The organism is Burkholderia sp. BCC0405, assembly GCF_902833075.1.
In the GTDB taxonomy this organism is placed as follows: domain Bacteria; phylum Pseudomonadota; class Gammaproteobacteria; order Burkholderiales; family Burkholderiaceae; genus Burkholderia.
Map to the genome: position 1 here is coordinate 61,829 of NZ_CADFEO010000006.1, position 24,950 is coordinate 86,778.

The following is a 24,950-nucleotide window of genomic DNA, read 5'->3' on the forward strand; positions in this document are numbered from 1 at the left end:
CGGATGTAGTGCTTCCGTAATGCTTTTGTGAGCTGCCGAGGTGAGCTAACGGCACACACGCCACCTTTCTTTAGGGTATATCCCTAATAAATTTTCATTTCGGAGGTGCCACCAAAATATTACAAATACATTTCAATCGACCGCGCCGGATCGGTGCCGCGTCCCGCTCCCTCTACGACAATCACGAGCCCCCGTGCAACACCCCATCGCCCCGCCACCTCTTACCGTCATCCACCTGAACGGCCCGATCAACAGCGGCAAGACGACGATCGGTCTCGCGCTCGCACGCGTGCTGCCCGATGCGCGCTTCATCGACGGCGACGATCACGATGCGCCCGAGGATGCGCCGTTCGACGTTCAGTGGGCGATCGCGCTCGAACGTCTCGTCACGCGGATCACGAACGCACGCGAGCGTCATTTGGTCATTGCCTATCCGATCGGCGAAACGGAGTTCGAGCGGCTCCGCGCCGCAAGCGCTGCGCGCGATGCGCGGTTGTTCGTCGTGACGCTCGCGCCGCCTGAAGCGGTCGCATCGTCGAATCGCGGCTCGCGCGCGCTGACGGACTGGGAGCGGAACCGGATCGCCGAGATGTATCGCGAAGGCTATGCGTCGCGGCCATTCAGCCAGATGGTGCTCGATACGTCCGATGCGACACCCGATGCTTGCGCGGCGCGAATTGCGCAGCATGTCGCAGTAACGGAGTCATAACGCCTGCGACGACGCGCGCGCACGCCATGTAGCTGCTCCAGTCGCGCTTGCCGCGACCCAGCGGATAGTAACCGCATCCCTCATGCGAGGAAAACGTTTACTCTTCCAAGGCTTCTTGTTAGCATCGTTCCCGATCGACTGGCCCAGACACGTGGAAAGCCGACCGAAAGCGCCATTATTCCACCGCTTTTTCGCATCCTTTTACTATCTGTCGCGTCATACCTGCTTTCTGCATTTTGGAGTGCTTTCTACGGGCCACCGATCTCGCTTCGACGATCGCACGCCTGAACAGGAAAACGTTATCCACAACATGGCGCCCAGCCATGGACCATCAGAGAGAGACACCATGAAGAACAGGATCATCCCGTGCGTCGTCGCCGTTCTGTCCGTTGCATGCCTGTCCGCGTGCGGCGGCGACGATCCGGCCAGCCCGGCCGCCGCCGCCCGCCAGCAGGCCACCGCGATGGCGCTCAGCCCGTCGAACCCGCCCGGCTCGAACTTCAACCTCGCGCCGTTCACGCTGCAGTTGCCGACCGGCGCGTCCGGCAAGGTCGACACGGTGAGCGGTTCGTCGCTCGCGGGCGGCTACGTGAACCCGACGTACTTTTATACCGACGGCAGCGATGGATCGATGGTGATGATGGACCCGACGCAGGGCTGGACAACGTCCGGCTCGCTGCATCCGCGCACCGAGTTGCGCGAGAACGCAATCTGGCCGACCTCCGGCACGAACCGGCTGAACGCGACGGTGGCCGTCACGCAGGTGCCCGATCACACGACGATCGGCCAGATCTTCCAGGGCACCGGCCCGAGCAAGCCGCTGTGCGAGCTGCAGTTCACGTCCGGCGGCGTCGTGCAGTTGCTGCTCGAAAGCACCAACCAGGGCGGCAAGGCGACGACCACGCCGATCACCACGGTCGGCATCGGCAAGCAGTTCAGCTACGCGCTGAGCCTGAGCGGCACGACGATCACCGTCACGGCGAACGGCACGACCAAGACCTTCACGATGGATTCGAGTTTCGACGGCGAGCGCTTCTACTTCAAGGCGGGCGACTACGACCAGACGGCCGTGTCCGGCACGCCGCTGACGACGCCCGGCACCGTCGTGAAGTTCTATGCGCTGACGCTCACGCATAGCTGACACAGCTGATCGCGTCTCGATGGAGTACGCCGGGCGGGCATGCGATGTGTCCGCCCGGTGCCCGGGTGCCGATCTCGCGTTGATGAGTGAGGCGCCAGTCAGGAAAACGCCAATATTTTGGCTATTACTCCACCAAATAGCCAAAATACTTACATTATTTTGATTGGTGCCGGGTTCGGGCCGGCGGCTTTCGGCGGCCTACGACATGAATCCCGTCCCTGTCGCCGACGGCCTCAAGCTCAACATCACGGAAGCCGACAACGCACTGAACCTCGAACTCGCACGCGAAGTATCCGAATACTTCCGGCTGAGCCTCAAGGACGCCGACGAAATCATCGACGACTTTCGCGGCACCGTCAGACAATGGAAAACACTCGCTGCGCGACTCGCGCTGCCGCCCCGGGAACAGGACCGGATGGCGCACGCGTTCCATCTCGCAGAAGCATGAGCGCCGTCACACCACCGCGACCTGCCGGTCTTCGCGCTGGCACGCGGCGGCCGCACGCGCGTTGAGCCGAACCGCCGTTGCCCCCGCAACGATCATGCCCTCCCCGTCCCGCGCGGCGTCCACGAACCGCTCCGCAATCCAGTCGACGAACGCGCGCACGCCGGGCGACACATGCGGCCGCTTCACGTAGACGGCCGACACCGCGATCGCGCCGGGCCGCCAGCGCGGCAGCACTTCGCGCAACCGCCCCGCGTCGATCAGCGGCTGCGCGGCGACGCGCGGCGGCTGGATCAGCCCGAGGCCGTGCACGCCGCACGCCAGATACGCCTGCTCGTCGTCCACGGCGACGATCCCGTCGAGCCGCACCTTGCGCACCGCGCCATCGGCGAGGAAATCGAGTTCGGCCGTGCGCTGGCACGGCACGGACGACACGCTGACCGCGCGATGCGAGGCCAGATCGTCGAGCGTGCGCGGCACGCCGTGACGGTCGAGATACGCGGGGCTCGTGCACGTCACGCGCTCGAGCATGCCGAGCCGGCGCGCGACGAGCGACGAATCGGGCAACTCGCCGAGCCGGACGCTGCAGTCGATCGCGTCGCCGCCCCTGTCGGCCGCACGCCCGGATACCCCCACCGTCAGCATCAGGTCGGGATGCCGCGCATGAAACGCGTCAAGCGCCGGCAGCACGATCGCGTCCGCGACCGCCGCCGGCAGCTCGACGCGCAGCGGCCCGCTCGGATGCAGCGCGGCGCCGCGGATGCTGGCCTCGAGCTCGTCGACATCCGCCGTGATGCGCACGCAGCGCCGGTAATACGCGTCGCCTTCGGGGGTCGCCCGCAGCGCGCGCGTCGTGCGCACCAGCAAAGGCATGCCGAGCGCCGTTTCGAGCTCCTGCACGGTCCGCGTCGCGGTGGCGCGCGAAATGCCGAGCGCCTGCGCCGCACGCGTAAAGCTGTTCATTTCGACGATGCGCGTGAAGATGCGCATCGAGCGGATCGGATTGTCCACCGGACACCCCTGCATGGTTGCCGCATGCCGCGGCGCGCATTCGCGTGCCGTGCATGCGTATCGAGGAACGCCGCGCCGCCGGCGCGGCAGACGGTTCAGCCGTTCGCCGCCGCGGCGCCGCGCGCCGGTTCGTCGAGCAGCCGCCGCGCCAGCGCGAGCGCGTCGTCGCGGGTTGCCGCCGCGTTCAGCGGATAGCCCCAGACCTTCTCGAACGCGCCCGAGAATGCATCGAGCGCCACCCGCCGCGACGCGTCAGGCTCGATCGCGATCATCGCGGGAATCCATTCACGCGACTGCGCGCGGTTGGCCTTGCTCCACTTCGCGAGCTGCTTGCGCAACGCGTGATCGTCGGCGCCGCGATCGTCGCCGGACGGCGCGTCGTCAGTCAGGAAAACGAACGGTTCGCGACGCGCCAGCAACGCGTCGAGTTCAGCGATCAGGCGGGCGGGGTCGGTGTGCGTCGAACCGGTGTAACGCAGCCAGACAAACGGGAATTCGGTCGTGACGATTTGCATGTCGACCTCCATATGAGAACGATTCTCATTTTATGGATCGAGGCCTGCGGCGTCATTTATCGTCCCGGCCAACCGCTTGCTCAATCCGGCCAATCGCGCATGTATGGCGCGAACCGCGCGGTTCAGCGTTGCCGGTCGGTCAGGAATTGCGTGGGCGACTTGCCGGTCGCCTTGCGGAACATCGTCACGAAGCTGCTCGCGCTTTCATAGCCGAGATCGATCGCGATCTGGTGCACGCGGCGGCCGGTCGTCAGCATCCGCAGCGACAGCGCGACGTGCAGCCGCCGGCGCCAGTCGCCGAGGCTCATCCCGAGCTCCTTCGCCGCGAGCCGCGTCAGGCTGCGCTCGCTGATGCCCACGCGCCGCGCGAGTTCGGGCAGCGGCGACTTGTCGGCCGGATCGGCGAGCAGCTGGTCGATCAGCTTGCGCAGCCGCCGGTCGGCCGGCATCGGCAGGTACAGATCCTCGACCGGCGCCGCGACGAGTTCGTCGAGCAGCGTCGCCATCAGCCGCCCTTGCGGCCCGTCGACGTCGTACAGGTTCGGAAAGCTCGCCGCCTTCAGCAGCAGCTCGCGCAGCAGCGGCGACACCGACAGCGTGCAGCAACGCGCCGGCAGGTCGAGCGCGGCGTCCGGCTCGACCAGCACCGCATAGAACGTCGCGCCGGCCGAGCCGTGCGCCGCGTGCGGGACGTCGCCCGGAATCCACACCGTGCACTGCGGCGGCGCGCTCCACACGCCGCCGTCGATCTCGCAGTAGATGACGCCGCTCAGCGTGTAGAGCAATTGCGCCTGCGGATGGCTGTGCCGCTCCAGCCGCCATTCGGGCTCGACGACCGAGCCGCCGAACACGACGAGCGGACGCGGCACGTGAAAGACCGCGTCATCCGCTGCGGGATCGGTGGTGGGTGGAAGCTTGCGCATGAAGGTGGACGATGGAGGAAGCCGGACGCGCTGCCCGCGCGTCCCCTCGTGCTTATACCAGAAAGGCGCCGGGGGCAGCCGTGCGGTTGCCCCGGCTGCCCCGGTTGCCCCGGCTGCGTCGGCAGCCGCACGCCGAAGCGAATACAATGCCCCGATCCCCCGCCGCTGCGCCAACCTGCCGGAGCCGCCATGTTCGACCTGACCACGCTGACCACCTTCACGGCCGTCGTCCTGGGCCTGTTCCTGATCCCCGGCCCCGCCGTGCTGCTCGTGCTGAGCCGCACCGTGCAGGGCGGCCGCAAGACCGGCATCCTGACCGGCCTCGGCGTCGCCAGCGGCGATTTCGTGCATACGCTGTTCGCGGCGGTCGGCCTGTCGGCGCTGCTGATGACGTCGGCGCTCGCGTTCAATGTCGTGAAGGGGGTCGGCGCCGCGTACCTGATCTACCTCGGCGTGCGCGCGCTGATCGAGAAGCCGTCCGATCCGTCGTTGCCGAGCGTATCGCCCGTCACGCCGCTCAAGGCGTACCTGCAGGCGATTCCCGCCGAAGTGCTGAATCCGAAGACCGCGCTGTTCTTCCTTGCGTTCATGCCGCAGTTCGTGCATCCGGAACGCGGCTCGACGTTCGTGCAGTTCGCGGTGCTCGGGCTGATCTTCGTCGTGCTCAGCTCGCTCTACACGACGCTGATCGCCTGTTCGATCCGCCCGCTCGGCCGCGTCGTGAAGCGGCTCACGTGGCTCACGCGCTGGCAGGGGAAGATCGTCGGCTCGATCTTCATCGCGCTCGGGCTGCGCGTGGCCGTGCAGCAACGCTGACACGCGCGGCCGCATGACGTCCGCCGCGGCGCCTGCCGGCGAAGCCCTCTACACCGACCCGCGCCTCGTCGCGGCCTACGACCTGTTCAACGCGGGCGATCGGGATTTCGCGTTCTACGCCTCCGTGATCGGCGCCGCGCCGCAACGCATCCTCGATCTCGGTTGCGGCACCGGCACGTTCGCGCGCAGGCTCGCGGCGGCCGGGCACGACGTCGTCGCGATCGATCCCGCGCCGGCGATGATCGATTACGCACGACGCCAGCCGGGCGCCGACGCGGTACGCTGGATCGCCTGCGATCTAGCCGGCCTGCCGCCCGACGCCCGGTTCGATGCGGTCGTGATGACCGGCCACGCATTCCAGTGCCTGCTGGCCGACGACGACATCGACGCGACATTGCGCGGCGTGCGGCGCGTGCTCGCCGACGGCGGCCGTTTCCTGTTCGATACCCGCAACCCGCGCGTCGAGCCGTGGCGTGCATGGACACCGGAGCATTCGGCACGCAGCGTCGAATCGCGCGAATCCGGCGTCGTCGATCTCCATCATGCGGTGCGCGCGGTCGATGGCGCGATCGTGACGTTCGACACGTACTACCGTTTCCGCCGCGACGACACATTGCTGATGAACACGAGCCGGCTGCGCTTCATCGCGCAACCCGAATTGCAGGCGCGCATAGTCGCAGCCGGATTCTCGTCGGCCGACTGGTTCGGTGACTGGCAACGCACACCGTTCGATGCCGCGACCAGCGCGGAGATCATCGCGATCTGCCGCGCGTGAGTGCGCGTTCGATGACGTCAGCCCGCAACGGGCAGCGTGTCCACCGCATACGCATGCCGGAGCGTGCGGCCCGATAACCCGATACTGGAAGATCACCATGCCCTTCCCGCTTCATCCCGCGCAGGTTCGCGCGCTGCTCGAATGCTATCTGCGCGCGAAGGACCAGAACCGGCCCGCGTTGATCGCCGACTGCTTCGCGGCCGATGCCGAGCTGAGCTTTTCGCTCGCGAACGACGATATCGATTTTCCGCCGCGCGTGACCGGCGCGGCGGCCATTGCACGCACGCTGGTCGAGGAATTCGGCGAGCGGTTCGAGCGGTGCCGGACCTATTACGTTTGCACGGAACCCGAAGTCGACCCGCACGGCGTCAGCGGGATGTCGTGGCTCGTCGTGATGCGACAGAAGGACAACGGCGCGTTGCGGATCGGACATGGCACGTACCGTTGGCAGTTCGCGGGCAACCGCGAAAGCGAGGACGCCGCGCGGACTGCCGCGCTGCACATTCATATCGCCCGGATGGATACGATCGACGATCCGAAGTCGGCGAAACTCGATGCGCTGCATGCAGCGTTCGGATATCCGTGGCTGCCGGCGCAGGCGTTCGCGCGCGGGCTCGAGGATGTCGCGGCAGCGCAGCCGGAGTGGACATTCCTGGCGCCATTCCGGCAGGCAGCGGGGGCGGCATAATCGATCCCGCCGGCCGCGTGCCGGGCCCTCCGGCTCCACGCGGCGTCCGCGCTGCCGTACTCGTCATGCCCCGTCGAGCGCCTGCCGCACGCCCTCCCAATCCAGCCCGAATCGCGCGAGATACTTGCGCAGCCGGTCCGCATCGTTCGGCTGCTTCTTGTTCTGCCGCGATACCGCGAACAGCGTGCGCCCCGCCTCCGACAGGCTCGCCGACGCGCGGCACACGTCGAGCACGCGTTCGAGCTGCGCGCGGTCGAACAGGTCGAGTTCCGCCGCACGCGCGCCGAACACCGCGTCGACACAGCCATCGGACGCACCCGCGCCGCCCGGCGGCGACCACGTGCGCGTCAGCCGTTCGACTTCCTGCTCGGCGAGCGCTTCGGTGATCCGCCCGGCATCGGCCAGCGTCGCCATCCGCGTGACCGACGCGGACAGCTCGCGGAAGTTGCCGGGCCACGCCGCACGCGGCGACGCAGCGAACGCGAGATAGCGCCGCTTTGCCTCGACGTTGAAACGCACCTGCTCGCCCTGCTCGCGGCCGAAACGGTCGAGTTCGAATTCGAGGTTCGGCTCGATGTCCTCGCGCCGCTCGGCCAGCCCCGGCAGTTCGTACGTCCACAGGTTGATCCGCGCATAGAGATCCTCGCGGAACGTGCCGGCCGCCACCATCTGCCGCAGGTCGCGATGCGTGCCCGCGATCAGCTCGAAATCGCTGGTGGCCTCGACGTCCGCGCCGACCGGCAGGAAACGCTTCTCCTCGATCGCCTTCAGCAGCATCGCCTGTTCGTCGAGCCCGAGTTCGCCGATCTCGTCGAGAAACAGCAGGCCGCCGTCCGCCGCGCGCAGCAGCCCGGCCCGTGCCGACTGCGCGCCGGTGAACGCGCCCTTCACATGACCGAACAGCGTCGACATCGCCGCGTCGCCGCGCAGCGTCGCGCAGTTGATCTCGATGAACGGCCCCGCGAGCCGATGGCGGCCGCGCTTCAGCTCGTACACGCGCTTCGCGAGAAACGACTTGCCGGCGCCCGTCGGCCCGACCAGCAGCATCGGCGCACGCGAACGCACGGCCACGCGCTCCAGTTGCTCGATCAGCGCGTTGAAGCGCGCGTTACGTGTCGCAATGCCGGCCTTCAGGAACGACACCGTTTCGTCGCGCTCACGGGTGAAGCGCTGCGCGATGCGGTTGTAGCGCGACAGGTCGAGATCGATCACCGACATCGCGCCGGGCCCGCTCAATCCTTCGTCGGTCTTCTGCGGCGGCGCCGTCTGCGCGAGACGCGCAGGCAGGTAGCGCGCTTCGGCCAGCAGGAACCAGCAGATCTGCGCGACGTGCGTGCCGGTCGTGATGTGGATCAGGTAATCCTCGTGGTCGAGATCGAACGGGTAGGCGCGCGCGAAATCATGCAGCGTCGCATAGACCTCCTCGAAATCCCACGGGTCGCGAATCTCCATCGGGACGAGCCGCACGTCGGTGTGCGGCGACACGCGCTCGAGATCCTGTTTCACGCGGTTCGCGAGACGCGCGTAGTTCGGCGAATGCAGCAGTTCGAGCCGGTCGATCGGCGTGTCGCGCTGTTCGCACAACGAAATCGTCGGCCGCCAGTTGCGCCAGCGGCGCTGCGAGCCGCCGCCCTGGTCGAGCACCGTACCGAGAAAACCGATCGCAACGGTCTTGCGCATGTTTATCCCAAAAGATAATGAACGATCCGATTGTATCGATATTTCCGGATCGAGCCATGGCCCGATTTCCCTACGCAACCCACCACACAAAAATAATTCCCCTTTTATTTCAATTACTTGGGATTTATTGAGCGCATCGAGCCGCCCACTGGCACGCTCCTCGCTAAATAGAAAGCGCCGGATGTCCCGCTGGCCCGCGAGTCAGGGTTCAACAAGCCCTGCTGGTGCGCCGCCGCCGAACCTGGTTCGTCGCGGTCGCGCATGCCGCCATGGGCAGACGAAGGCAAACGGGCGCGTACTGGAACTTCGCCCGGGTTCGAATCCCGGGGCGCCCACCGTTCGGTAGCTCATTTGGGTAGAGCAGCCGGCGCAAGCCGGTGTGTAGCGGGTTCGAATCCCGCTCGAACACTGTCCGCAAGGACAGTCTCTCGATAGAAGCAGTACCCGCCGGTGCGGGCCGCGAGGCCCGCCGCGCGTCGGACCGGTTGCGGTTCCGCGCGATCGGCCGGACGGCCGCACGGCCCGCGCGAAGGCGCACGACGACGCGATGCAGGATGCGTCGCCGTGCACGTCGGCGCCGGGCCGGCGCGCCGCCCGCCCGGTTGCGCCGCCCCGCGATCCGCACGATGTGCGTCACCCGGCGGTCATTGAAGAAAAGGACAAGAATATGTGGATGCGACATGTGGTGAAAAAGAACGAACGCGCGCTGCTGATGAATGAGGGCGATTTCGTGAAGGTGCTGGAACCGGGCGTGTTCAAGGCCTTCGATCCGTTCAAGCGTTTGTCGGTGCAGACCGCGCGTCTGGACGCGCCGCTCGCCGACGCGGCCCTGGCCGACTACCTGCGTCACGACGCACCGGACGTGCTCGCCCGGCACTTCGTCGCGATGGATCTCGCCGACGACGAAGCGGGCCTGCGCTACGAAGACGACGTGCTCGTCGAGATCCTCGCGCCGGGCACGCGCCGGCTGTACTGGCGCGGCCTGACCGCGCACCGTCTCGAACGCGTCGATCTCGCGCAGGACAGCGTGCTGCCGACCGCCCTCGTGAAGCGCATCGCGCAACCGGCGCTGCGTGCGCGCGGCGTGGCGGGCCTGACGGGCGTGTTGCTGGCGCAGGTGCCGGCGTACCACGTCGGCGTGCTGAAGATCGACGGCAAGATCGAGCGGCTGCTGGACGCGGGTGTCGCGGCGTTCTGGCGCTTCAACCGCGACGTCGCGGTCGAACTCGTCGACCTGCGCTTGCAGGCGATCGAAGTCGGCGGGCAGGAAATCCTGACGCGCGACAAGGTCGCGCTGCGGCTCAACCTGTCGGCGACGTGGTGCTATGCGGACGTGCTGCACGCGTTCGGCCAGTTGCAGAAGCCGGTCGAACACCTGTATCGCGAGCTGCAGTTCGCACTGCGCTCGGCCGTCGGCACGCGCTCGCTCGACGAACTGCTGGAAGACAAGCAGTCGATCGACGACGTCGTGATCGCGCAGGTGCGTGCCCGCCTCGGCCATTCGGGCGTGGACGTGCGCAGCGTCGGCGTGAAGGATATCGTGCTGCCGGGCGACATGAAGACGATCCTCGCGCAGGTGGTCGAAGCGGAGAAGTCCGCGCAGGCGAACGTGATTCGCCGCCGCGAGGAAACGGCGGCCACGCGTTCGCTGCTGAACACCGCGAAGGTGATGGAAGAAAACCCGACTGCGCTGCGGCTCAAGGAGCTGGAAACGCTCGAGCGCGTCGCGGAACGGATCGACCGCATCTCGGTGTTCGGCGGTCTCGACCAGGTGCTGAACGGACTCGTCAGCATCAAGGGCGCATAAGGCTCGAAACACGCGGCGCGGCGCATGTGCACCGCGCCGCACGAATGAATGAATGAATGAATCAGGTGAAGCAAATGAGCAACATGGATTATCAGGTGATGGAACTGGCCAACGGCAAGCCGGTGAAGATGTGGACGCAAGGCGTCGCCGTCGAGGACGAGGCGCGCGCGCAACTGCGCAACACCGCGCAGATGCCGTTCATCTTCCGCCACGTCGCGGTGATGCCGGACGTCCACCTTGGCAAGGGCTCGACGATCGGCAGCGTGATCCCGACCAAGGGCGCGATCATTCCGGCCGCGGTCGGCGTCGACATCGGCTGCGGGATGATGGCCGCGCGCACGACGCTGACGGCGTCCGACCTGCCGGATTCGCTCGCGGGCCTGCGCGGCGCGATCGAACGCGCGGTGCCGCACGGCCGCGCGCCGGGCCGCCGCGATCCGGGCGCGTGGGGCGACCGCGCGCCGGCCGCCGTGACCGAATCGTGGAAGTCGCTGCAACCGGGCTTCCAGCGGATCGTCGACAAGTACCCGAAGCTGGAAAAGACGAACCACTACGCGCATCTCGGCACGCTCGGCACCGGCAATCACTTCATCGAAGTGTGCGTCGACGAAGCGGACCACGTGTGGTTCATGCTGCACAGCGGCTCGCGCGGCGTCGGCAATGCGATCGGCAGCCTGTTCATCGAGCTCGCGCAGGCCGACATGCGGCAGCACATCGCGAACCTGCCGGATCGCAACCTCGCGTATTTCACCGAGGGCAGCCGCCACTTCGACGACTACGTCGAGGCGGTCGGCTGGGCGCAGGACTACGCGCGCCGCAACCGGCAGGCGATGATGGACGCGGTGATCGGTGCGGCGCGCGGCGTGATCGCGAAGCCGTTCTCGGTCGACGAACACGCGGTGAACTGCCACCACAACTACGTGCAGCGCGAACGCCACTTCGGCGAAGACGTGCTCGTGACGCGCAAGGGTGCGGTGTCCGCGCAGAAGGGGCAGCTCGGGATCATTCCGGGCTCGATGGGCGCGAAGAGCTTCATCGTGCGCGGGCTCGGCAATCCGGAAAGCTTCTGCTCGTGCAGCCACGGCGCGGGCCGGACGATGAGCCGCACCGAAGCGAAACGCCGCTTCACGGTCGACGACCAGGTGAAGGCCACCCAGGGCGTCGAATGCCGGAAGGACGCGGGCGTCGTCGACGAAATCCCGATGGCCTACAAGGACATCGACGCGGTGATGGCGGCCCAGCGCAGCCTCGTCGAAGTGGTGCATACGCTGCGCCAGGTGGTGTGCGTGAAAGGATAGCGCGGTGCGCGGCCGATGGCCGGCGGCCGCGCGCAACGAAAGGGAAACGACAACCATGAAAACGAAAAAGGCAATGACGACCGTGCGCAGCGCGCACCCCGTCGACCCGGCCGTGCGGGCACGCGTGATGGCGGAGCTCGCGGAAGTCGAGCGCCGCCACGACGTGAGCGTGCTGTTCGCATGCGAATCGGGCAGCCGCGGCTGGGGGTTCGCATCGCCGGACAGCGATTACGACGTGCGCTTCGTGTATGCGCACCGGCGCGACTGGTACCTGAGCGTCGAACCGCAGCGCGACGTGATCGAGCGGCCGCTCGACGACGAACTCGACGTCAGCGGCTGGGAACTGCGCAAGGCGCTGCAACTGCTGCGCCGCTCGAACCCGACGCTGCTCGAATGGCTCGACTCGCCCGTCGTGTATCGCGAAGACGCACGCTGGGCGCCGCGGCTCAGGTCGCTGGCATCGGCGTTCTTCTCGCCGGTGCGCGGGCGGCACCACTACCTCGCGATGGCGAAGAAGAACTTTCGCGGCTACCTGCAAGGCGACACGGTGCGCTACAAGAAGTACCTGTACGTGCTGCGGCCGCTGCTCGCGGCACGCTGGATCGACATGGGGCTCGGGATGCCGCCGATGCGCTTCGCGGATCTCGTCGACGGCACCGTGCACGCGCCGGCGGTGCGCGCGGAACTCGACGCATTGCTCGCGCTGAAGATGAGCGCGAACGAAAGCGAATACGGGCCGCGCCGGCCGGCGATCCACGCGCTCGTCGAGACGATGCTCGCCGATGCCGAACACGATCGCGAATACGAGCGGCCGTGGGGCGACGTGGCGATGCTCGACGCGTTCCTGCGCGACGTGGTCGACGGTCGATGACAAGTGAACGGCGCGATGCCTGCGGGCATCGCGCCGTTTTCGCGTCCGCACGTGTCCGCCCCATGCCGGCCAGCCATGGTCGTGCCCGCACGCTACGCGTCGTCGTCACGATCGCAGCCCGTTGCGGCGGTATACTCGACGCCGTTCGGTAAAGCGCGCCGCCGCATGCGCCGCAGCCCTCGACCTGCCCGGCTTGCTGACGATGTGCTTGCAGCCCGACGTTTCCGCCCGCCCATCCACCGTCGATACGAACCGTCATGTCGCACCGCCTTTCGCTCGCCATCGCCGCGCTCCTCGCCGTTTCCCCGATCGTTGCCCAGGCTCGCCCGCTCGCGCGGCCGCCGGTCGAGCGCGATTTCAAGAACTGGTCGGTCGTCTGCGACAACGGCAACCGTTGCATTGCCGAAAGCCAAGCCGACGATAGCGACGACGCACGCACCCGCCTCATCCTGCGCGTGACGCGCGATGCCGGCCCGGACGCGCAAGCATCGCTCGACCTCTACGCGTCGGCGCCGCTGGACCTGCGCACCGCCCGCGTGGACGGCCGCCCGTTCGATGCAATGGCGGCCCAATGGCATGCGTTCGGCGGCAAACCGGACGATGACGACGCGTACCCGTTCCGGATCCGGACCCACGATCCGGCAACGGTTGCCGCATGGCTCGCCGCATTGCGCAATGCGCAGTTGCTGAGCTTCGGCGATCCGGCGTCGGCGCAAACCGCCCGCACGCCGTTGACGGGATTGAATGCCGCGCTGCTGTTGATCGACGACACGCAGGGCCGGGTCGGCACCGTCACCGCGCTGCTGCGCCCGGGCACCCGGGCCGCATCGTCGGTACCGGCCGCACCGGCGCTGCCGCCCGCCGTCACGCCGGCGCCGGCCGTCGCGAACCTGTCGGCCGCCGAGCAACGCTCGCTCGTCGACGCGGTGCTCGCGAAGTTCGGCGGCGACGTGAAGCAATGTGCGGCCGATGTCGAAGACGAAATGCCGGCGAGCGAGCGCAGGAAGGCGTCGCGCGCCGTGGCGATCTCCGCCGACGAAGCACTGGTCGCGATACCGTGCCAGACCAGCAGCCTGTATAACCACACCGACCTGTGGTATCGCGTGCGACGGACGGCGCCGCTCACGCCGACACCGATGAATTTCGGCGAGAACGCGAACGCGGGGCTCGATTCGGCGTCGTTCGCGAACGAACTGACCGACGCCGCCTACGATTCCGCCACCGCGGCGCTGTCGAGCAAGGTCCGGCTGCGCAGTCTCGGCGATTGCGGCTCGACCGCATCGTGGATCTTCGACGGCCGGCGCTTCGTGCTCGACGATATCGCCACGCACGGCACGTGCAACGGCCTGTTCGACGATCAGTGGCCACGCCTGTATCGACGGGCGGATGCGGCAGCGAACCGCTGACGCGGGTACGCACCGAGAAGGTCACGTGGAAGCGCACGCAAACCCGCGCCGGCATGAAGTTCTGCCCCGATGTCCCGTTCTACGACAACGGCCGCATCCGCCGCATCGTGCTGAGCGACGAGCCCGACCAGTGCGAAGAGAAGAATCCAGACAAGAACTAGCGTGCGGGCCGACCGCACGCGCGACCCGCCATCACATCACGCGCCGACGATCGAGATCGAGAACCCGTCCCAGCCCTTCTGCCCGACCGTCTGCACGGCGGTCGTCGTGACGTTCGGGGCGGCCGCGAGACGCGCGAACCCGTCGCGCACGCCCGCCACGTCGGGCTCGCGATTGTCCGGATCGGCCACGCGCCCGCCGCGCACGACGTTGTCGACGACGATCACCGTGCCGGGCCGCGACAGCTTCAGCGCCGCGTCGAGGTAGACGGGGTTGTTGTCCTTGTCGGCATCGATGAAGATGAAATCGAACGGCGCTTCACCCGCGTCGATGAGCCGCGCGAGGCTGTCCTTCGCGCTGCCGACCACCACCGTCACGACCTGTGCGAACCCTGCACGGGCGATGTTCCGTGTCGCGACCTGCGCATGCGCGGGGTTCAGTTCGAGCGTCACGAGCGTGCCGCCCGGCGGCAACGCGCGCGCGAGCCAGATCGTGCTGTAGCCGCCGAGCGTGCCGACCTCGAGGATCCGCCGCGCGCCGCGAATCGTCGCGAGCAGTTGCAGCAGCTTGCCCTGGTTCGGCGCGACGTTGATCGCGGGCAGACCGGCCGCGTCGCTCGCCGCCAGCGCGGCGTCGAGCGCGTCGTCGGACGGCACGAGCGTCGCGGAGAAATACGCATCCACCTGGTTCCAGTGATCCTGATTCATCGCGCACCCCTTGTTTGCGGAACAGGCATTTTATGCGGCGCCCCGCCATAAGCAACACACCATTCGTTCTAAAGCTAGCCGCGCACGTGCTCCTATAATCGCTCGACCACCACAACAACGGAAGGAGCACCCATGACCGATCAGGCCGCATCGAACTGGCGTCTCGAAACCATCGCCGTGCACGGCGGTTATCGCCCCGACCCGACCACGCGCGCCGTCGCCGTACCGATCTACCAGACCGTTGCGTACGCATTCGACGACACGCAGCACGGCGCCGACCTGTTCGACCTGAAGGTCCAGGGCAACATCTACACGCGGATCATGAACCCGACGACGGACGTGCTCGAACAGCGGATCGCCGCGCTCGAGGGCGGCATCGGCGCGCTGGCGCTCGCGTCGGGGCAATCGGCCGTCACGTACGCGATCCAGACGATCGCCGAAGCCGGCGACAACATCGTGTCCGCGAGTTCGCTGTACGGCGGCACCTACAACCTGTTCGCGCACACGCTGCCGCAATACGGGATCACCACGCGCTTCGCCGATCCGCGCGATCCCGCATCGTTCGAGCCGCTGATCGACGCGCGCACCAAGGCGATCTTCGCGGAATCGGTCGGCAACCCGCTCGGCAACGTCACCGACATCGCCGCGCTCGCCGAAGTCGCACATCGCCACGGCATCCCGCTGATCGTCGACAACACGGTGCCGTCGCCGTACCTGCTGCGCCCGTTCGAGCACGGCGCGGACATCGTCGTGCACTCGCTGACGAAGTATCTCGGCGGGCACGGCACGAGCCTTGGCGGCGCGATCGTCGATTCGGGCAAGTTTCCGTGGGCCGAGCATGCCGACCGCTTCAAGCGGCTGAACGAGCCCGACGTCAGCTATCACGGCGTCGTCTACACGGAAGCGTTCGGGCCGGCCGCCTATATCGGCCGCGCGCGCGTGGTGCCGCTGCGCAACATGGGCGCGGCGATCTCGCCGTTCAATGCATTCCAGATCCTGCAGGGCATCGAAACGCTGGCGCTGCGCGTCGAGCGGATCAGCGACAACGCGCTGAAGATCGCGCAGCATCTCGCGCGCCACGACAACGTCGAATGGGTGAACTACGCGGGCCTGCCCGATCACCCCGATCATGCGCTCGTCGCGCGCTACCTGTCGGGCCGCGCGCCCGGCATCCTGACGTTCGGCGTGAAGGGCGGCCGCGACGGCGGCGCGAAATTCCAGGACGCGCTGAAACTGTTCACGCGGCTCGTCAACATCGGCGACACGAAATCGCTCGCGACGCACCCGGCGTCGACGACGCACCGGCAACTGTCGCCGGCCGAACTCGCGAAGGCCGGCGTGAAGGAAGAAACGGTGCGGCTGTCGATCGGCATCGAGCATATCGACGACCTGCTCGCGGATCTCGACCAGGCGCTCGCGCAGCTTTGACCGGCACGGGCGCGCCGGCTTGCCGGTGCGCGCCGCATCGAATGGGTTGACCTTGAAGCGGCTTCAAGGTGTTCAATTGCCGGTTGATGCCGGGGCCACGCCCCGCGCGTATGAACCGTACCACGCAGCCGGGCAGCGCGACGCCGGGCCCGCTGCGGTACGCCAACCGTTCGAGAGGCCTCATGACACCGACCGCGAAGCTTGCGCTGCTCACGTTGCCGCCCGTGCTGGCGGCCTGTTTCGGCGCCCTCGCGGCCGCCTGGCGTGCCCCCGGCCCGAAAACGTCCGGCGTCATCCAGCATTTCACCGGCGGCATCGTGTTCGCGGCCGCCGCGCTCGAGCTGCTGCCGCAGGACCGCGCGCATGCGCTGTTTCCGGTCGTCGTCGGCTTCGTGCTCGGCCTCGCGCTGATGCTCGCGATCCGAGCGCTGTCGGGTGCGATCGAGACGCGCTTCGAGCAAGCGCGGCTGCCCATGAGCCTCATCATCGTCACCGCGATCGATCTCGTCATCGACGGCCTCGTGCTCGGCATCGCGTTCTCGGCAAGCGACGAAAGCGGCATCATCCTGACCGTCGCGCTGACGCTCGAGGTGCTGTTCCTCGCGCTGTCGGTCAGCGCGGCGCTCGCGGCCGCCGGCGTCGGCCGCATGCTGTCGATCGTCGTACCGGTCGGGCTCGCGGCGCTGCTGAGCCTCGCGGCCGTTGCCGGCAACGCGGCGTTCGCCGGACTTCCGCCCACGATCTACGCGGCGCTGCTCGGGCTGGGCACCGTCGCGCTGCTGTACCTCGTCACCGAGGAACTGCTGGTCGAAGCGCACGAGGTGCCCGAAACGCCGTTCGCGACGGCCGCGTTCTTCATCGGCTTCATCGTGTTCTTCCTGATCGAAGGATCGGTGAAGGCCGGATAAGCCCGGCGCGGCGGCGCACCGGCTACCACGTCGTCGCGCCCGTCGGATACGACTCGACGATGCGCGTGCCGTTGACGGCCATCACGCCTTGGTTGCGCAGCGCGGCCCACAGGTCGATCGCATGTTCGCGCGACTTGCGGCTGCCGTCGTCGGTCAGCACGTTCAGCGCGATCACTTCGTCGCGCGTCGTCAGTTGCAACTGCTCCTTCAGCTTGCGCGACTGATGCGACGCGGTGCGGACCTCGCCGAGCACGATCCGCTGCTCCGCGGCAATCGATCCGCCACTTGCATCGGCGGGTACGAACGTCAGCCGGCCGTTGTCGACCTCGCATTGCCCGCGCGTGAACGTCGCGCTCCACGCGCCGGCCGACATCGTGCGCCGACGCGTGCGACAGCGCACGTTCCGGCCAGCCGGCCGCCATCGCGGCCGTCGACATCAGGGTCGCCGCAAGCACGATTCCTTTCGCGAAATGGCGCATGGCGCTCTCCTCTTCATGTGGGGGGGCGGCCGACAGGCACCGCGCCGGTCGGCCGCGAGCGAACGAACGATCAGCGAACCGCAAAACGGTTGTCGTGCGCATCGACCAGCGGCGCCGCTTCGCCGCGATGCACGGTCGCGCGATGGATCTCCCGATTGCGTGCGACGGCGGCCGGGCTTGCCGGGTAGTCGTGACTCGGGATCGCGCCGTCGTGGCGCGCGCGCACCAGTTCCTGACGGACTTCCTGCCGGGTCTTCTGCTGCGCGGCCACTGCCTGCGAGAAGGCCGCAAACGATAGTGCGGCGGCGGCGATGACGATCATCGGTCGCGGAATATTCATGTGGTTCGCTCCTTGCTGTTGATCCATGACAGGAGCCTTCACTTTGATCCGGCAGCGGTGCGGAATCGTGATCGCAGCATGACGGTTTCGTCACCGCCGTGACATCCGCTGCATCGCACTGCGAATGAAAAATTCGTCGTCGGTTTTTGCGTCCATGATTACGTGCTGTCAAAGCGTACCGATCTCTACAAGGTCAGCGCGTGGCAACGCGCGAACGGCGAACAGCGCACGCTCGACGGCGGCACGCAAACGGCGCAGACGTCGATCGGCTCCTGCGACTATGGCGGAACGCGCACCCAGGGCATCGTCGATCTCGGGTTGCGCCGCCGGTTCTGACCGCGCAGGCAATACGCGCGCCGCGTGACGAAAATTTCATGTTCCGGTCAGGTTCGCGAAGCGTCGTGTCGCTACGATCGTAAACGTGACGGGCAGCGCCCGTTCCAGACCACGCAAGCGAGTCGCTGCCGCACGGCGCGTCACGCATTAGGCCCGGACACGTCGAGTGCCGGGCATTTTTTTGGTTGCGCCCACATGATCAGGGTGTCGAATTGCGCTGCGGGAACAGGCACGGATGCGTTTTCACGTACAGGTTCGGATTGCCGCAGCGATGCCCGGCATAGTCGATCTGCTCGCCGGGCATGAGATCGGCCGGCACCGGCTTTTTAGCCAGGGCCGGCGTGGCCTGCGCAGTTGACGTCGTGCCGGAACGTGTCGATGCGCATCCCGCGAACAACGGGACGATCAGGACTGCGATCAAGGCTAGGCGAGTGGCGGGACGATACACGTTTCAAGTCCGGTGTGAAAGTCAGAACGGGGCCGCCCGCTTGCCATGCGGCTGTCGCGAACGGCGCGAATGCCTCCGGCCACATCGACCCTCGGCAGACTTCATGTTCCGCTTCCCGCTCATCGCGCCCGTGACGCGAACATGACGAATGCGTCATGTCGGCCGCGTCCGCACGCCGTATCTCCGCATCGCGCAATCTGACGCATTTTTCATCTCGCGATCACGATCACGCACGGCTGCTTTCGCATACTGGGTCCATGGTTCGCCACCCGGCGGCCCTGATCAAGGAGAGCACTCGATGAAAACGGCAACACTCGCAGCACTGTTCGTCACCGCCGCGCTGTCGCTCGGCATCGCCACGCAAGCCGCGTTCGCGCAGACGCAAACGCAGGGCAAGACCCGCACGCAGGTCGTCAATGAACTGAAGCAGGCGCAGCACGACGGCGTCGTGCCGACGAGCAAGACGCAGTACCCGCCGACCGGCGAGCTCGTCGCGCGCAACAAGGCGCTTCACGGGATGTCGGTGCATGGCGGCGAGAAGAAGCTGCAGACCGACAATCACGACAACCTGACCGCGCGGTAATGACGCTCGGCCACACGACCGCGGGCAGCGCGCCGCGCGCGGCCGCCTCATGGCGAACGCGCGGGCGGGCCCGCCCGCGGTGTCAGGTGCTGATGGCCGCCGGCCGTTTCAGTTCGGCCGGCTGGCGCGGAAAGCGCAGCCAGAACGTCGTGCGCCGGCCCGGGTCGCTGTCGACGCCGCATTCGCCGCCGTGGTTGTCCATGATCGACCGGACGATCGCAAGACCGAGCCCCGTCCCCGACGCCGAGTTGTGCCGCGACGGATCGACGCGATAGAAGCGCTCGAAGATCTTTCCGGCATGCCGGGCCTCGATGCCGGGCCCCGTATCCGACACGGCAATCGTCGTCGCACCGCCCTGCTCCACACAGTCGATCGTCACGACGCCGCCGCGCGGCGCGTACCTCAACGCATTGGACAGCAGGTTGCTCAGCGCGCGCTGATACAACGTCAGGTCCGCATCGACCCACGCATGACCGTCGACCTTCACCGTCACGCCGGCATCCTCCGCCAGCGGCTCGTAGTATCCCGCGACGCGCCCCGCCTCTTCCGACGCGTCCAGGCGCCGCACGCTGATTGACGTGCCAACCTGTTCCGAACGCGCCAGGAACAGCATGTCCTCGATCATTCGCGACAGTCGCTGGTATTCGTCGATGCTCGACTCGATCACGCTCCGGTATTCATCCGCGCTGCGCGGCTGCGACAGCACGACCTGCGCGGCCGCCTGCAGGTTCGTGAGCGGCGTGCGCATGTCGTGCGCGAGATTCGACGAGAACTGGCTCAGCCGCGTGAACGATTCGTTCAGCCGTTCGAGCATCCCGTTGAACGCATGCTCGAGTTCCTTCAGCTCGCCGGCCGTATCGAGCGCCGGCAGCGGATGCGCGAGCCGGCTCGTCGACATCTGTTCGGCGCGCGCCGCGAACCGCCGCAGCGGGCTCAACCCGAGCGCCGCAATGCCGTATGCGATCGCGGCCGCGAGCACCACGCCGAACACCTCGATCACGACGATCGTATAGGCGTGCGTGCGCAGCAACAGCACGTCGGCGCTACGGTCGTACTGCACCACGACGCGCACCACGGGCGCGCCTGCGCCGGCAAGCGGCACGGTCGCGACGAGATACCGCTGCCGCGCGCCGGGAGGCGCGACGCCGACCGGCACACGCCCTGCATCCAGCGACATCAACGGCGCGACCGGACGAAATCCGGGCGTGCCGACGAGGCGCGTCCCCGTCGCATCGAAGATCGCGAGATCCATGTTCGGATGGCCGTGTAACTGGTCGATCCAGATATCGGTGTTGCGCGCGACGTCGGCCGTCGAGCGCGCTTCGGCCAGGTGCGCGCCCAACGCGGCGGAAATGCCGGCCATCTGCTCGGCCGCCGTCGTTTCGATGCGATTGCTCAGTGCCTCATAAAGCGCAACGCCGCTCGACGCGAGAATGACCGACGTCGACAGGATGATCAGCGCGGTCAGGCGTCCGCGCAGCGTGCGCGGCAGCAGGCGCGCAATCATGCCGCGCCGCCGCGCGCCTCGAGCACGTAGCCCATCCCGCGCACGGTGTGGATCAGCTTCGGGTCGTACGCGTCGTCGATCTTCGAGCGCAGGCGCCGGATCGCCGAATCGACGACGTTCGTGTCGCTGTTGAAATTCATGTCCCAGACCTGCGACGCGATCGTCGCGCGCGGCAGGATCTCGCCCTCGCGGCGCATCAGCAGCCAGAGCAGCGCGAATTCCTTTGCGGTCAGCAGGATCGTGTCGCCCTGCCGCGTGGCCTTGCGGCGCGTCAGGTCGAGTTCGAGGTCGGCCACGCGCAGCGTGTTCGAGTCGCGCGGCTGGCCGCGTCGCAGGATCGACTTGATGCGCGCGGTCAACTCGACGAAGTCGAACGGCTTCGCGAGATAGTCGTCGGCGCCGAGCTCGAGCCCTTTCACGCGATCGCCGACGTCGTCGCGCGCCGTGAGGAACAGCACGGGCGTCGACTTGCTGCGCCGCAGGTTCTGCAGCAGCGTCCAGCCGTCCTGCCCGGGCAGCATCACGTCGAGCACGAGCAGGTCGTACTCCTCGGTCTCGGCCTGATGCTGGCCCGTGATGCCGTCCTCGACCCAGTCGACGACATAGCCGGCCTCGGTGAGCCCCTTGCGCAGGTAGGCGCCCGTCTTCGGTTCATCTTCGACAATCAGAATTCGCATCACGCATTACCCTTGAAGAAACCCAACCGGCGCAGCACGCTCATGCCGAAGCCGCCGCCGAAGCTGCCCCGAAGCGCGGCGCGCCACGACACCGCATGGCTGGCACGGTACAGCACGGGCAGCACCAGCAGCGTCAGCGCCGTGGACGACAGGATACCGCCGATCACGACCGTCGCGAGCGGGCGCTGCACCTCGGCGCCGGTGCCGGTCGCGAACGCCATCGGCAGGAAGCCGAGGGACGCGACGAGCGCTGTCATCAGCACCGGCCGCAGCCGCGTAAGCGCGCCTTCGCGCACGGCGGCCTCGAGCGGCATCCCTTCATCACGCAGGTTGCGGATGAACGAGAGCATCACGAGCCCGTTGAGCACGGCCACACCGGACAGCGCGATGAAGCCGACCGCCGCCGTGATCGACAGCGGAATCCCGCGCAGCCACAGCGACACGACGCCACCGCTCAGCGCGAACGGAATGCCGGTGAACACGAGCAGCCCGTCCTTCGCGTTGTCGAACATCACGAACAACAGCACGAACACCATGAACAGCGCGAGCGGCACGACCAGCTTCAGGCGCCCGCTCGCGCTTTGCAGCTGCTCGAACTGCCCGCCCCACGACACCCAGTAGCCGGCCGGCACGCGCACGTCCTGCTGCAACTGCTCGCGCGCATCGGCGACGAACGAGCCGACGTCGCGGCCGCGCACGTTCGCGCTGACGACCACCCGCCGCTTGCCGTCCTCGCGGCTGATCTGGTTCGGTCCCGGCGCGACGTCGATCGTCGCGAGCTCCGCGAGCGGCACGTACGGCGCCGCCGCGAGCGGTGCGCGGGCGCCGGCCGCGGGTGCGGGCAGCGCGATCGGCAGCCGCTTGATCGCCTCGAGGTCCGAACGCAGCTCGTCGGGCAGCCGCACGACGATGTCGAAGCGGCGGTCGCCCTGGAACAGCGTGCCGGCCTTCTGCCCGCCGACGGCCGCGGCCACCGAGTCCTGCAGGTCGGCAACGCTCACGCCGTAGCGCGCGAGCTTGTCGCGATCGAGGTTGACGGTCAGCACGGGCAGGCCCGTGGTCTGCTCGACCTTCACTTCGGACGCGCCGGGGACCTTCTGCAGCGCGGCCGCGATCTGCTCGCCGGTCTGGTTCAGCACGGCCATGTCGTCGCCGAAGATCTTCACGGCGACGTCGCTGCGCACGCCCGAAATCAGCTCGTTGAAGCGCAGCTGGATCGGCTGCGAGAACTCGTAGGCGTTACCCGGCAGCTCGGCGAGCGCTTCCTCGATCTCGCGCACGAGCCGGTCGCGCGGCTTCTTCGGGTTCGGCCACTGGTCGGCCGGCTTCAGCATGATGTAGCCGTCCGACAGGTTCGGCGGCATCGGGTCGGCCGCGATCTCGGCCGTGCCGGTGCGCGCGAACACGCGCTCGATCTCGGGGAAGCGCGCCTTCAGCGTCTTCTCGATCGACTTCTGCATCTCGACCGACTGCGACAGGCTCGTGCCGGGAATCCGCAGCGCGGAAACGGCCAGGTCGCCTTCGTTGAGGCTCGGGATGAACTCGCTGCCGAGCCGCGTGGCGAGCCCGAGAGTGACCAGCACGATGGCGCCCGCGCCGATCATCACGCGCGCCGGGCGCGTCATGAACGCGGCGAGCGCCGGTTCGTACGCACGTCGCGCCAAGCCCATCAGCCGATTCTCCTTTTCCTCCACGCGCTCGCCGATGAACAGCGCGACGGCCGCCGGAATGAACGTGACGGTCAGCACCATCGCGGCCGCGAGCGCCATCACGACGGTCGTGGCCATCGGGTGGAACATCTTGCCTTCGACACCCGTCAGCGCGAAGATCGGCAGGTACACGACCATGATGATCAGCTGTCCGAATATCAACGCGCGGCGCGCTTCCTGCGACGCGCCGAACACTTCGGCGAAGCGCTCGTCACGTGTGAGGGGCCGCCCGGCCGCCGCCTGCGCATGCGCGAGCCGCCTGACGCAGTTTTCGACGATCACCACCGCACCGTCGACGATGATCCCGAAGTCGAGCGCGCCGAGGCTCATCAGGTTCGCGCTCACCTTCGCGTTCACCATCCCGGTGAAGGTCATCAGCATCGACAGCGGGATCACGAGCGCCGTGATCAGCGCCGCGCGCATGTTGCCGAGGAACAGGAACAGCACGGCAATCACGAGGATCGCGCCTTCGAGCAGGTTCTTCTTCACCGTCGCGACGGCCTTCTCGACGAGCACGGTGCGGTCGTATACGGGAATCGCCTTCACGCCGGACGGCAGCGTGCGGTTCACGTCTTCCATCTTCGCGGCGACGGCCTTCGCGACCGTGCGGCTGTTCTCGCCCATCAGCATGAAGACCGTGCCGAGCACGACCTCCTCGCCGTTCGAGGTCGCCGCGCCCGTGCGCAGCTCGCGGCCGATGTCGACCACTCCGATGTCCTTCATCCGCACCGGCACGCCGCCGACGTTGGTCAGCACGATGTTCGCGATATCGTCGACGGTGCGCGCTTGGCCCGGCACGCGCACCAGATACTGCTCGCCGCGCTTCTCGATGTAGCCGGCGCCGACGTTGTCGTTGTTGCGTTCCAGCGCGCGCACGACGTCGGCGAGCGTCAGCCCGTACGACATCAGCTTCGCCGGGTTCGGCGCGACGCGGTATTCCTTCACGTAGCCGCCGATCGAGTTGACCTCGGTCACGCCGCGCACGTTGCGAAGCTGCGGCCGGACGACCCAGTCCTGCAACTCGCGCAGGTCGGCCGCCGTATAGCGCGTGCCGTCGGGCTTGCGCGCAGCCGCGTCCGCCTCGACGGTCCACAGGTAGATCTCGCCGAGGCCCGTCGACGTCGGCCCCATCGCGGGCGCGATGCCGGGCGGCAGCTTGTCCTTCGCTTCCTGGATGCGCTCGTTGACGAGCTGTCGCGCGAAATAGATGTCGGTGCCGTCCTTGAAGATCACCGTGACCTGCGACAGCCCGTAGCGCGAGATCGAGCGCGTCTGCTCGAGGCCCGGCAGGCCGGCCATCACGGTCTCGACCGGATAGGTGATGCGCTGCTCGGCCTCCAGCGGCGAATAGCCGGGCGCGGACGTGTTGATCTGGACCTGCACGTTGGTGATGTCGGGCACCGCGTCGATCGGCAGCTTCTGGTAGCTGAACACGCCCAGCGCGGCCACGGCCGCGATCGCCAGCATCACGAGCCAGCGATGCGCAATCGCAAAGCGGATCAGGCGCTCAAACATGACGGGATTCCTTGAAACGGGGGACGGTCACCCTCGACGGACGGGCCGCCCGGCCGGTCAGGCGGCGAG

The 24,950-nt window shown here is 67.5% G+C and carries 24 protein-coding genes, 1 tRNA gene and 1 pseudogene; 15 read left to right on the forward strand and 11 right to left on the reverse strand.

Annotated elements, in window-relative coordinates:
- Window positions 1-193 precede the first annotated feature (193 nt).
- The 3 genes from HWX36_RS11510 (at window position 194) to HWX36_RS11520 (ending at window position 2,298) form a co-directional block, all read left to right on the forward strand.
- Window positions 194-709, forward strand: a complete 516-nt coding sequence (locus HWX36_RS11510) for a shikimate kinase (protein ID WP_244136385.1) — start codon at window positions 194-196, stop codon at window positions 707-709.
- A gap of 346 nt (window positions 710-1,055) precedes the next feature.
- Window positions 1,056-1,850: a polysaccharide lyase family 7 protein gene (locus tag HWX36_RS11515; protein ID WP_175952235.1), complete on the forward strand. Its 795-nt coding sequence runs from the start codon at window positions 1,056-1,058 to the stop codon at window positions 1,848-1,850.
- 205 nt (window positions 1,851-2,055) lie between these two features.
- A complete protein-coding gene (locus tag HWX36_RS11520; RefSeq protein WP_244136386.1) occupies window positions 2,056-2,298 on the forward strand; it encodes a hypothetical protein in 243 nt (80 codons plus the stop codon).
- A gap of 6 nt (window positions 2,299-2,304) precedes the next feature.
- Here HWX36_RS11520 and HWX36_RS11525 read toward each other — a convergent pair whose 3' ends face one another.
- The 3 genes from HWX36_RS11525 to HWX36_RS11535 all read right to left on the reverse strand — a co-directional run bounded on the left by HWX36_RS11525 (window position 2,305) and on the right by HWX36_RS11535 (window position 4,744).
- Window positions 2,305-3,306 (reverse strand): LysR family transcriptional regulator, encoded by a 1,002-nt coding sequence (locus HWX36_RS11525; RefSeq protein ID WP_244136387.1) that lies wholly within the window; start codon window positions 3,304-3,306, stop codon window positions 2,305-2,307.
- Between the two features lie 95 nt (window positions 3,307-3,401).
- Window positions 3,402-3,821 carry an ATP--cob(I)alamin adenosyltransferase gene (locus HWX36_RS11530; protein WP_175952236.1) on the reverse strand — a complete coding sequence of 140 codons (420 nt, stop codon included), beginning with the start codon at window positions 3,819-3,821 and terminating at the stop codon, window positions 3,402-3,404.
- A gap of 122 nt (window positions 3,822-3,943) precedes the next feature.
- On the reverse strand, window positions 3,944-4,744 hold the full coding sequence (locus HWX36_RS11535; RefSeq protein WP_175952237.1) for a helix-turn-helix transcriptional regulator: 801 nt from the start codon (window positions 4,742-4,744) through the stop codon (window positions 3,944-3,946).
- 189 nt (window positions 4,745-4,933) lie between these two features.
- Between HWX36_RS11535 and HWX36_RS11540 the strand changes: the two genes are divergently transcribed.
- The 3 genes from HWX36_RS11540 to HWX36_RS11550 all read left to right on the forward strand — a co-directional run bounded on the left by HWX36_RS11540 (window position 4,934) and on the right by HWX36_RS11550 (window position 7,023).
- Window positions 4,934-5,560 (forward strand): LysE family translocator, encoded by a 627-nt coding sequence (locus tag HWX36_RS11540; RefSeq protein WP_175952238.1) that lies wholly within the window; start codon window positions 4,934-4,936, stop codon window positions 5,558-5,560.
- A gap of 13 nt (window positions 5,561-5,573) precedes the next feature.
- Entirely contained in the window at window positions 5,574-6,335 is a 762-nt protein-coding gene (locus HWX36_RS11545; protein ID WP_175952239.1) for a class I SAM-dependent methyltransferase, read from the forward strand.
- 97 nt (window positions 6,336-6,432) lie between these two features.
- Complete coding sequence (locus HWX36_RS11550; RefSeq protein WP_175952240.1) at window positions 6,433-7,023, forward strand: nuclear transport factor 2 family protein; 591 nt, start codon at window positions 6,433-6,435, stop codon at window positions 7,021-7,023.
- 63 nt (window positions 7,024-7,086) lie between these two features.
- Here HWX36_RS11550 and rtcR read toward each other — a convergent pair whose 3' ends face one another.
- Entirely contained in the window at window positions 7,087-8,703 is a 1,617-nt protein-coding gene (rtcR, locus tag HWX36_RS11555) for an RNA repair transcriptional activator RtcR (RefSeq protein ID WP_175952241.1), read from the reverse strand.
- Between the two features lie 336 nt (window positions 8,704-9,039).
- On the opposite strand from rtcR, the gene HWX36_RS11560 reads away from it, so the two are divergent.
- The 5 genes from HWX36_RS11560 to HWX36_RS11580 all read left to right on the forward strand — a co-directional run bounded on the left by HWX36_RS11560 (window position 9,040) and on the right by HWX36_RS11580 (window position 14,085).
- Window positions 9,040-9,112: transfer RNA gene (locus HWX36_RS11560), tRNA-Cys, on the forward strand.
- Between the two features lie 258 nt (window positions 9,113-9,370).
- Window positions 9,371-10,510 carry a slipin family protein gene (locus HWX36_RS11565; RefSeq protein WP_175952242.1) on the forward strand — a complete coding sequence of 380 codons (1,140 nt, stop codon included), beginning with the start codon at window positions 9,371-9,373 and terminating at the stop codon, window positions 10,508-10,510.
- Window positions 10,511-10,584: 74 nt separating this feature from the next.
- Complete coding sequence (locus tag HWX36_RS11570) at window positions 10,585-11,808, forward strand: RtcB family protein (RefSeq protein ID WP_279613386.1); 1,224 nt, start codon at window positions 10,585-10,587, stop codon at window positions 11,806-11,808.
- Window positions 11,809-11,863: 55 nt separating this feature from the next.
- Window positions 11,864-12,679, forward strand: coding sequence for a nucleotidyltransferase domain-containing protein (locus tag HWX36_RS11575; RefSeq protein ID WP_175952243.1), 816 nt, complete (start codon window positions 11,864-11,866; stop codon window positions 12,677-12,679).
- A 257-nt stretch (window positions 12,680-12,936) separates the two neighbouring features.
- Complete coding sequence (locus tag HWX36_RS11580) at window positions 12,937-14,085, forward strand: DUF1176 domain-containing protein (protein WP_175952244.1); 1,149 nt, start codon at window positions 12,937-12,939, stop codon at window positions 14,083-14,085.
- Between the two features lie 197 nt (window positions 14,086-14,282).
- Here the strand turns inward: HWX36_RS11580 and HWX36_RS11590 are convergent, their stop codons facing one another.
- Entirely contained in the window at window positions 14,283-14,951 is a 669-nt protein-coding gene (locus tag HWX36_RS11590) for an O-methyltransferase (RefSeq protein WP_175952245.1), read from the reverse strand.
- Between the two features lie 132 nt (window positions 14,952-15,083).
- Here HWX36_RS11590 and HWX36_RS11595 point away from each other — a divergent pair, with 132 nt between their 5' ends.
- Together HWX36_RS11595 and HWX36_RS11600 are read left to right on the forward strand one after the other, a co-directional pair.
- On the forward strand, window positions 15,084-16,379 hold the full coding sequence (locus tag HWX36_RS11595) for an aminotransferase class I/II-fold pyridoxal phosphate-dependent enzyme (RefSeq protein ID WP_175952246.1): 1,296 nt from the start codon (window positions 15,084-15,086) through the stop codon (window positions 16,377-16,379).
- Between the two features lie 182 nt (window positions 16,380-16,561).
- Window positions 16,562-17,287: a hypothetical protein gene (locus tag HWX36_RS11600; RefSeq protein WP_175952247.1), complete on the forward strand. Its 726-nt coding sequence runs from the start codon at window positions 16,562-16,564 to the stop codon at window positions 17,285-17,287.
- A 22-nt stretch (window positions 17,288-17,309) separates the two neighbouring features.
- Here the strand turns inward: HWX36_RS11600 and HWX36_RS11605 are convergent, their stop codons facing one another.
- Together HWX36_RS11605 and HWX36_RS11610 are read right to left on the reverse strand one after the other, a co-directional pair.
- Entirely contained in the window at window positions 17,310-17,660 is a 351-nt protein-coding gene (locus HWX36_RS11605; protein WP_244136388.1) for a hypothetical protein, read from the reverse strand.
- Between the two features lie 176 nt (window positions 17,661-17,836).
- Window positions 17,837-18,106, reverse strand: coding sequence for a DUF4148 domain-containing protein (locus HWX36_RS11610; RefSeq protein ID WP_175952248.1), 270 nt, complete (start codon window positions 18,104-18,106; stop codon window positions 17,837-17,839).
- Window positions 18,107-18,262: 156 nt separating this feature from the next.
- Here HWX36_RS11610 and HWX36_RS11615 point away from each other — a divergent pair.
- Window positions 18,263-18,442: pseudogene (locus HWX36_RS11615) on the forward strand (porin); the annotation flags it as partial.
- Window positions 18,443-18,641: 199 nt separating this feature from the next.
- Here HWX36_RS11615 and HWX36_RS11620 read toward each other — a convergent pair.
- Entirely contained in the window at window positions 18,642-18,890 is a 249-nt protein-coding gene (locus HWX36_RS11620; protein ID WP_244136390.1) for a hypothetical protein, read from the reverse strand.
- Window positions 18,891-19,188: 298 nt separating this feature from the next.
- On the opposite strand from HWX36_RS11620, the gene HWX36_RS11625 reads away from it, so the two are divergent.
- Window positions 19,189-19,473 carry a DUF4148 domain-containing protein gene (locus HWX36_RS11625; protein ID WP_175952249.1) on the forward strand — a complete coding sequence of 95 codons (285 nt, stop codon included), beginning with the start codon at window positions 19,189-19,191 and terminating at the stop codon, window positions 19,471-19,473.
- 82 nt (window positions 19,474-19,555) lie between these two features.
- Here HWX36_RS11625 and HWX36_RS11630 read toward each other — a convergent pair whose 3' ends face one another.
- Genes HWX36_RS11630 through HWX36_RS11640 form a run of 3 tightly spaced genes read right to left on the reverse strand, consistent with a single transcriptional unit; the run spans window position 19,556 to window position 24,881 of the window.
- Entirely contained in the window at window positions 19,556-20,980 is a 1,425-nt protein-coding gene (locus HWX36_RS11630) for a heavy metal sensor histidine kinase (RefSeq protein WP_175952250.1), read from the reverse strand.
- Window positions 20,977-21,657, reverse strand: a complete 681-nt coding sequence (irlR, locus tag HWX36_RS11635; RefSeq protein ID WP_175952251.1) for a heavy metal response regulator transcription factor IrlR — start codon at window positions 21,655-21,657, stop codon at window positions 20,977-20,979. The genes HWX36_RS11630 and irlR overlap by 4 nt, the downstream gene beginning before the upstream one ends.
- The gene (locus HWX36_RS11640; protein ID WP_175952252.1) at window positions 21,657-24,881 is read right to left on the reverse strand and encodes a CusA/CzcA family heavy metal efflux RND transporter; all 3,225 of its coding nucleotides are present in this window, start codon (window positions 24,879-24,881) and stop codon (window positions 21,657-21,659) included. Before HWX36_RS11640 ends, irlR begins: the two co-directional genes overlap by 1 nt.
- Between the last annotated feature and the right edge of the window lie 69 nt (window positions 24,882-24,950).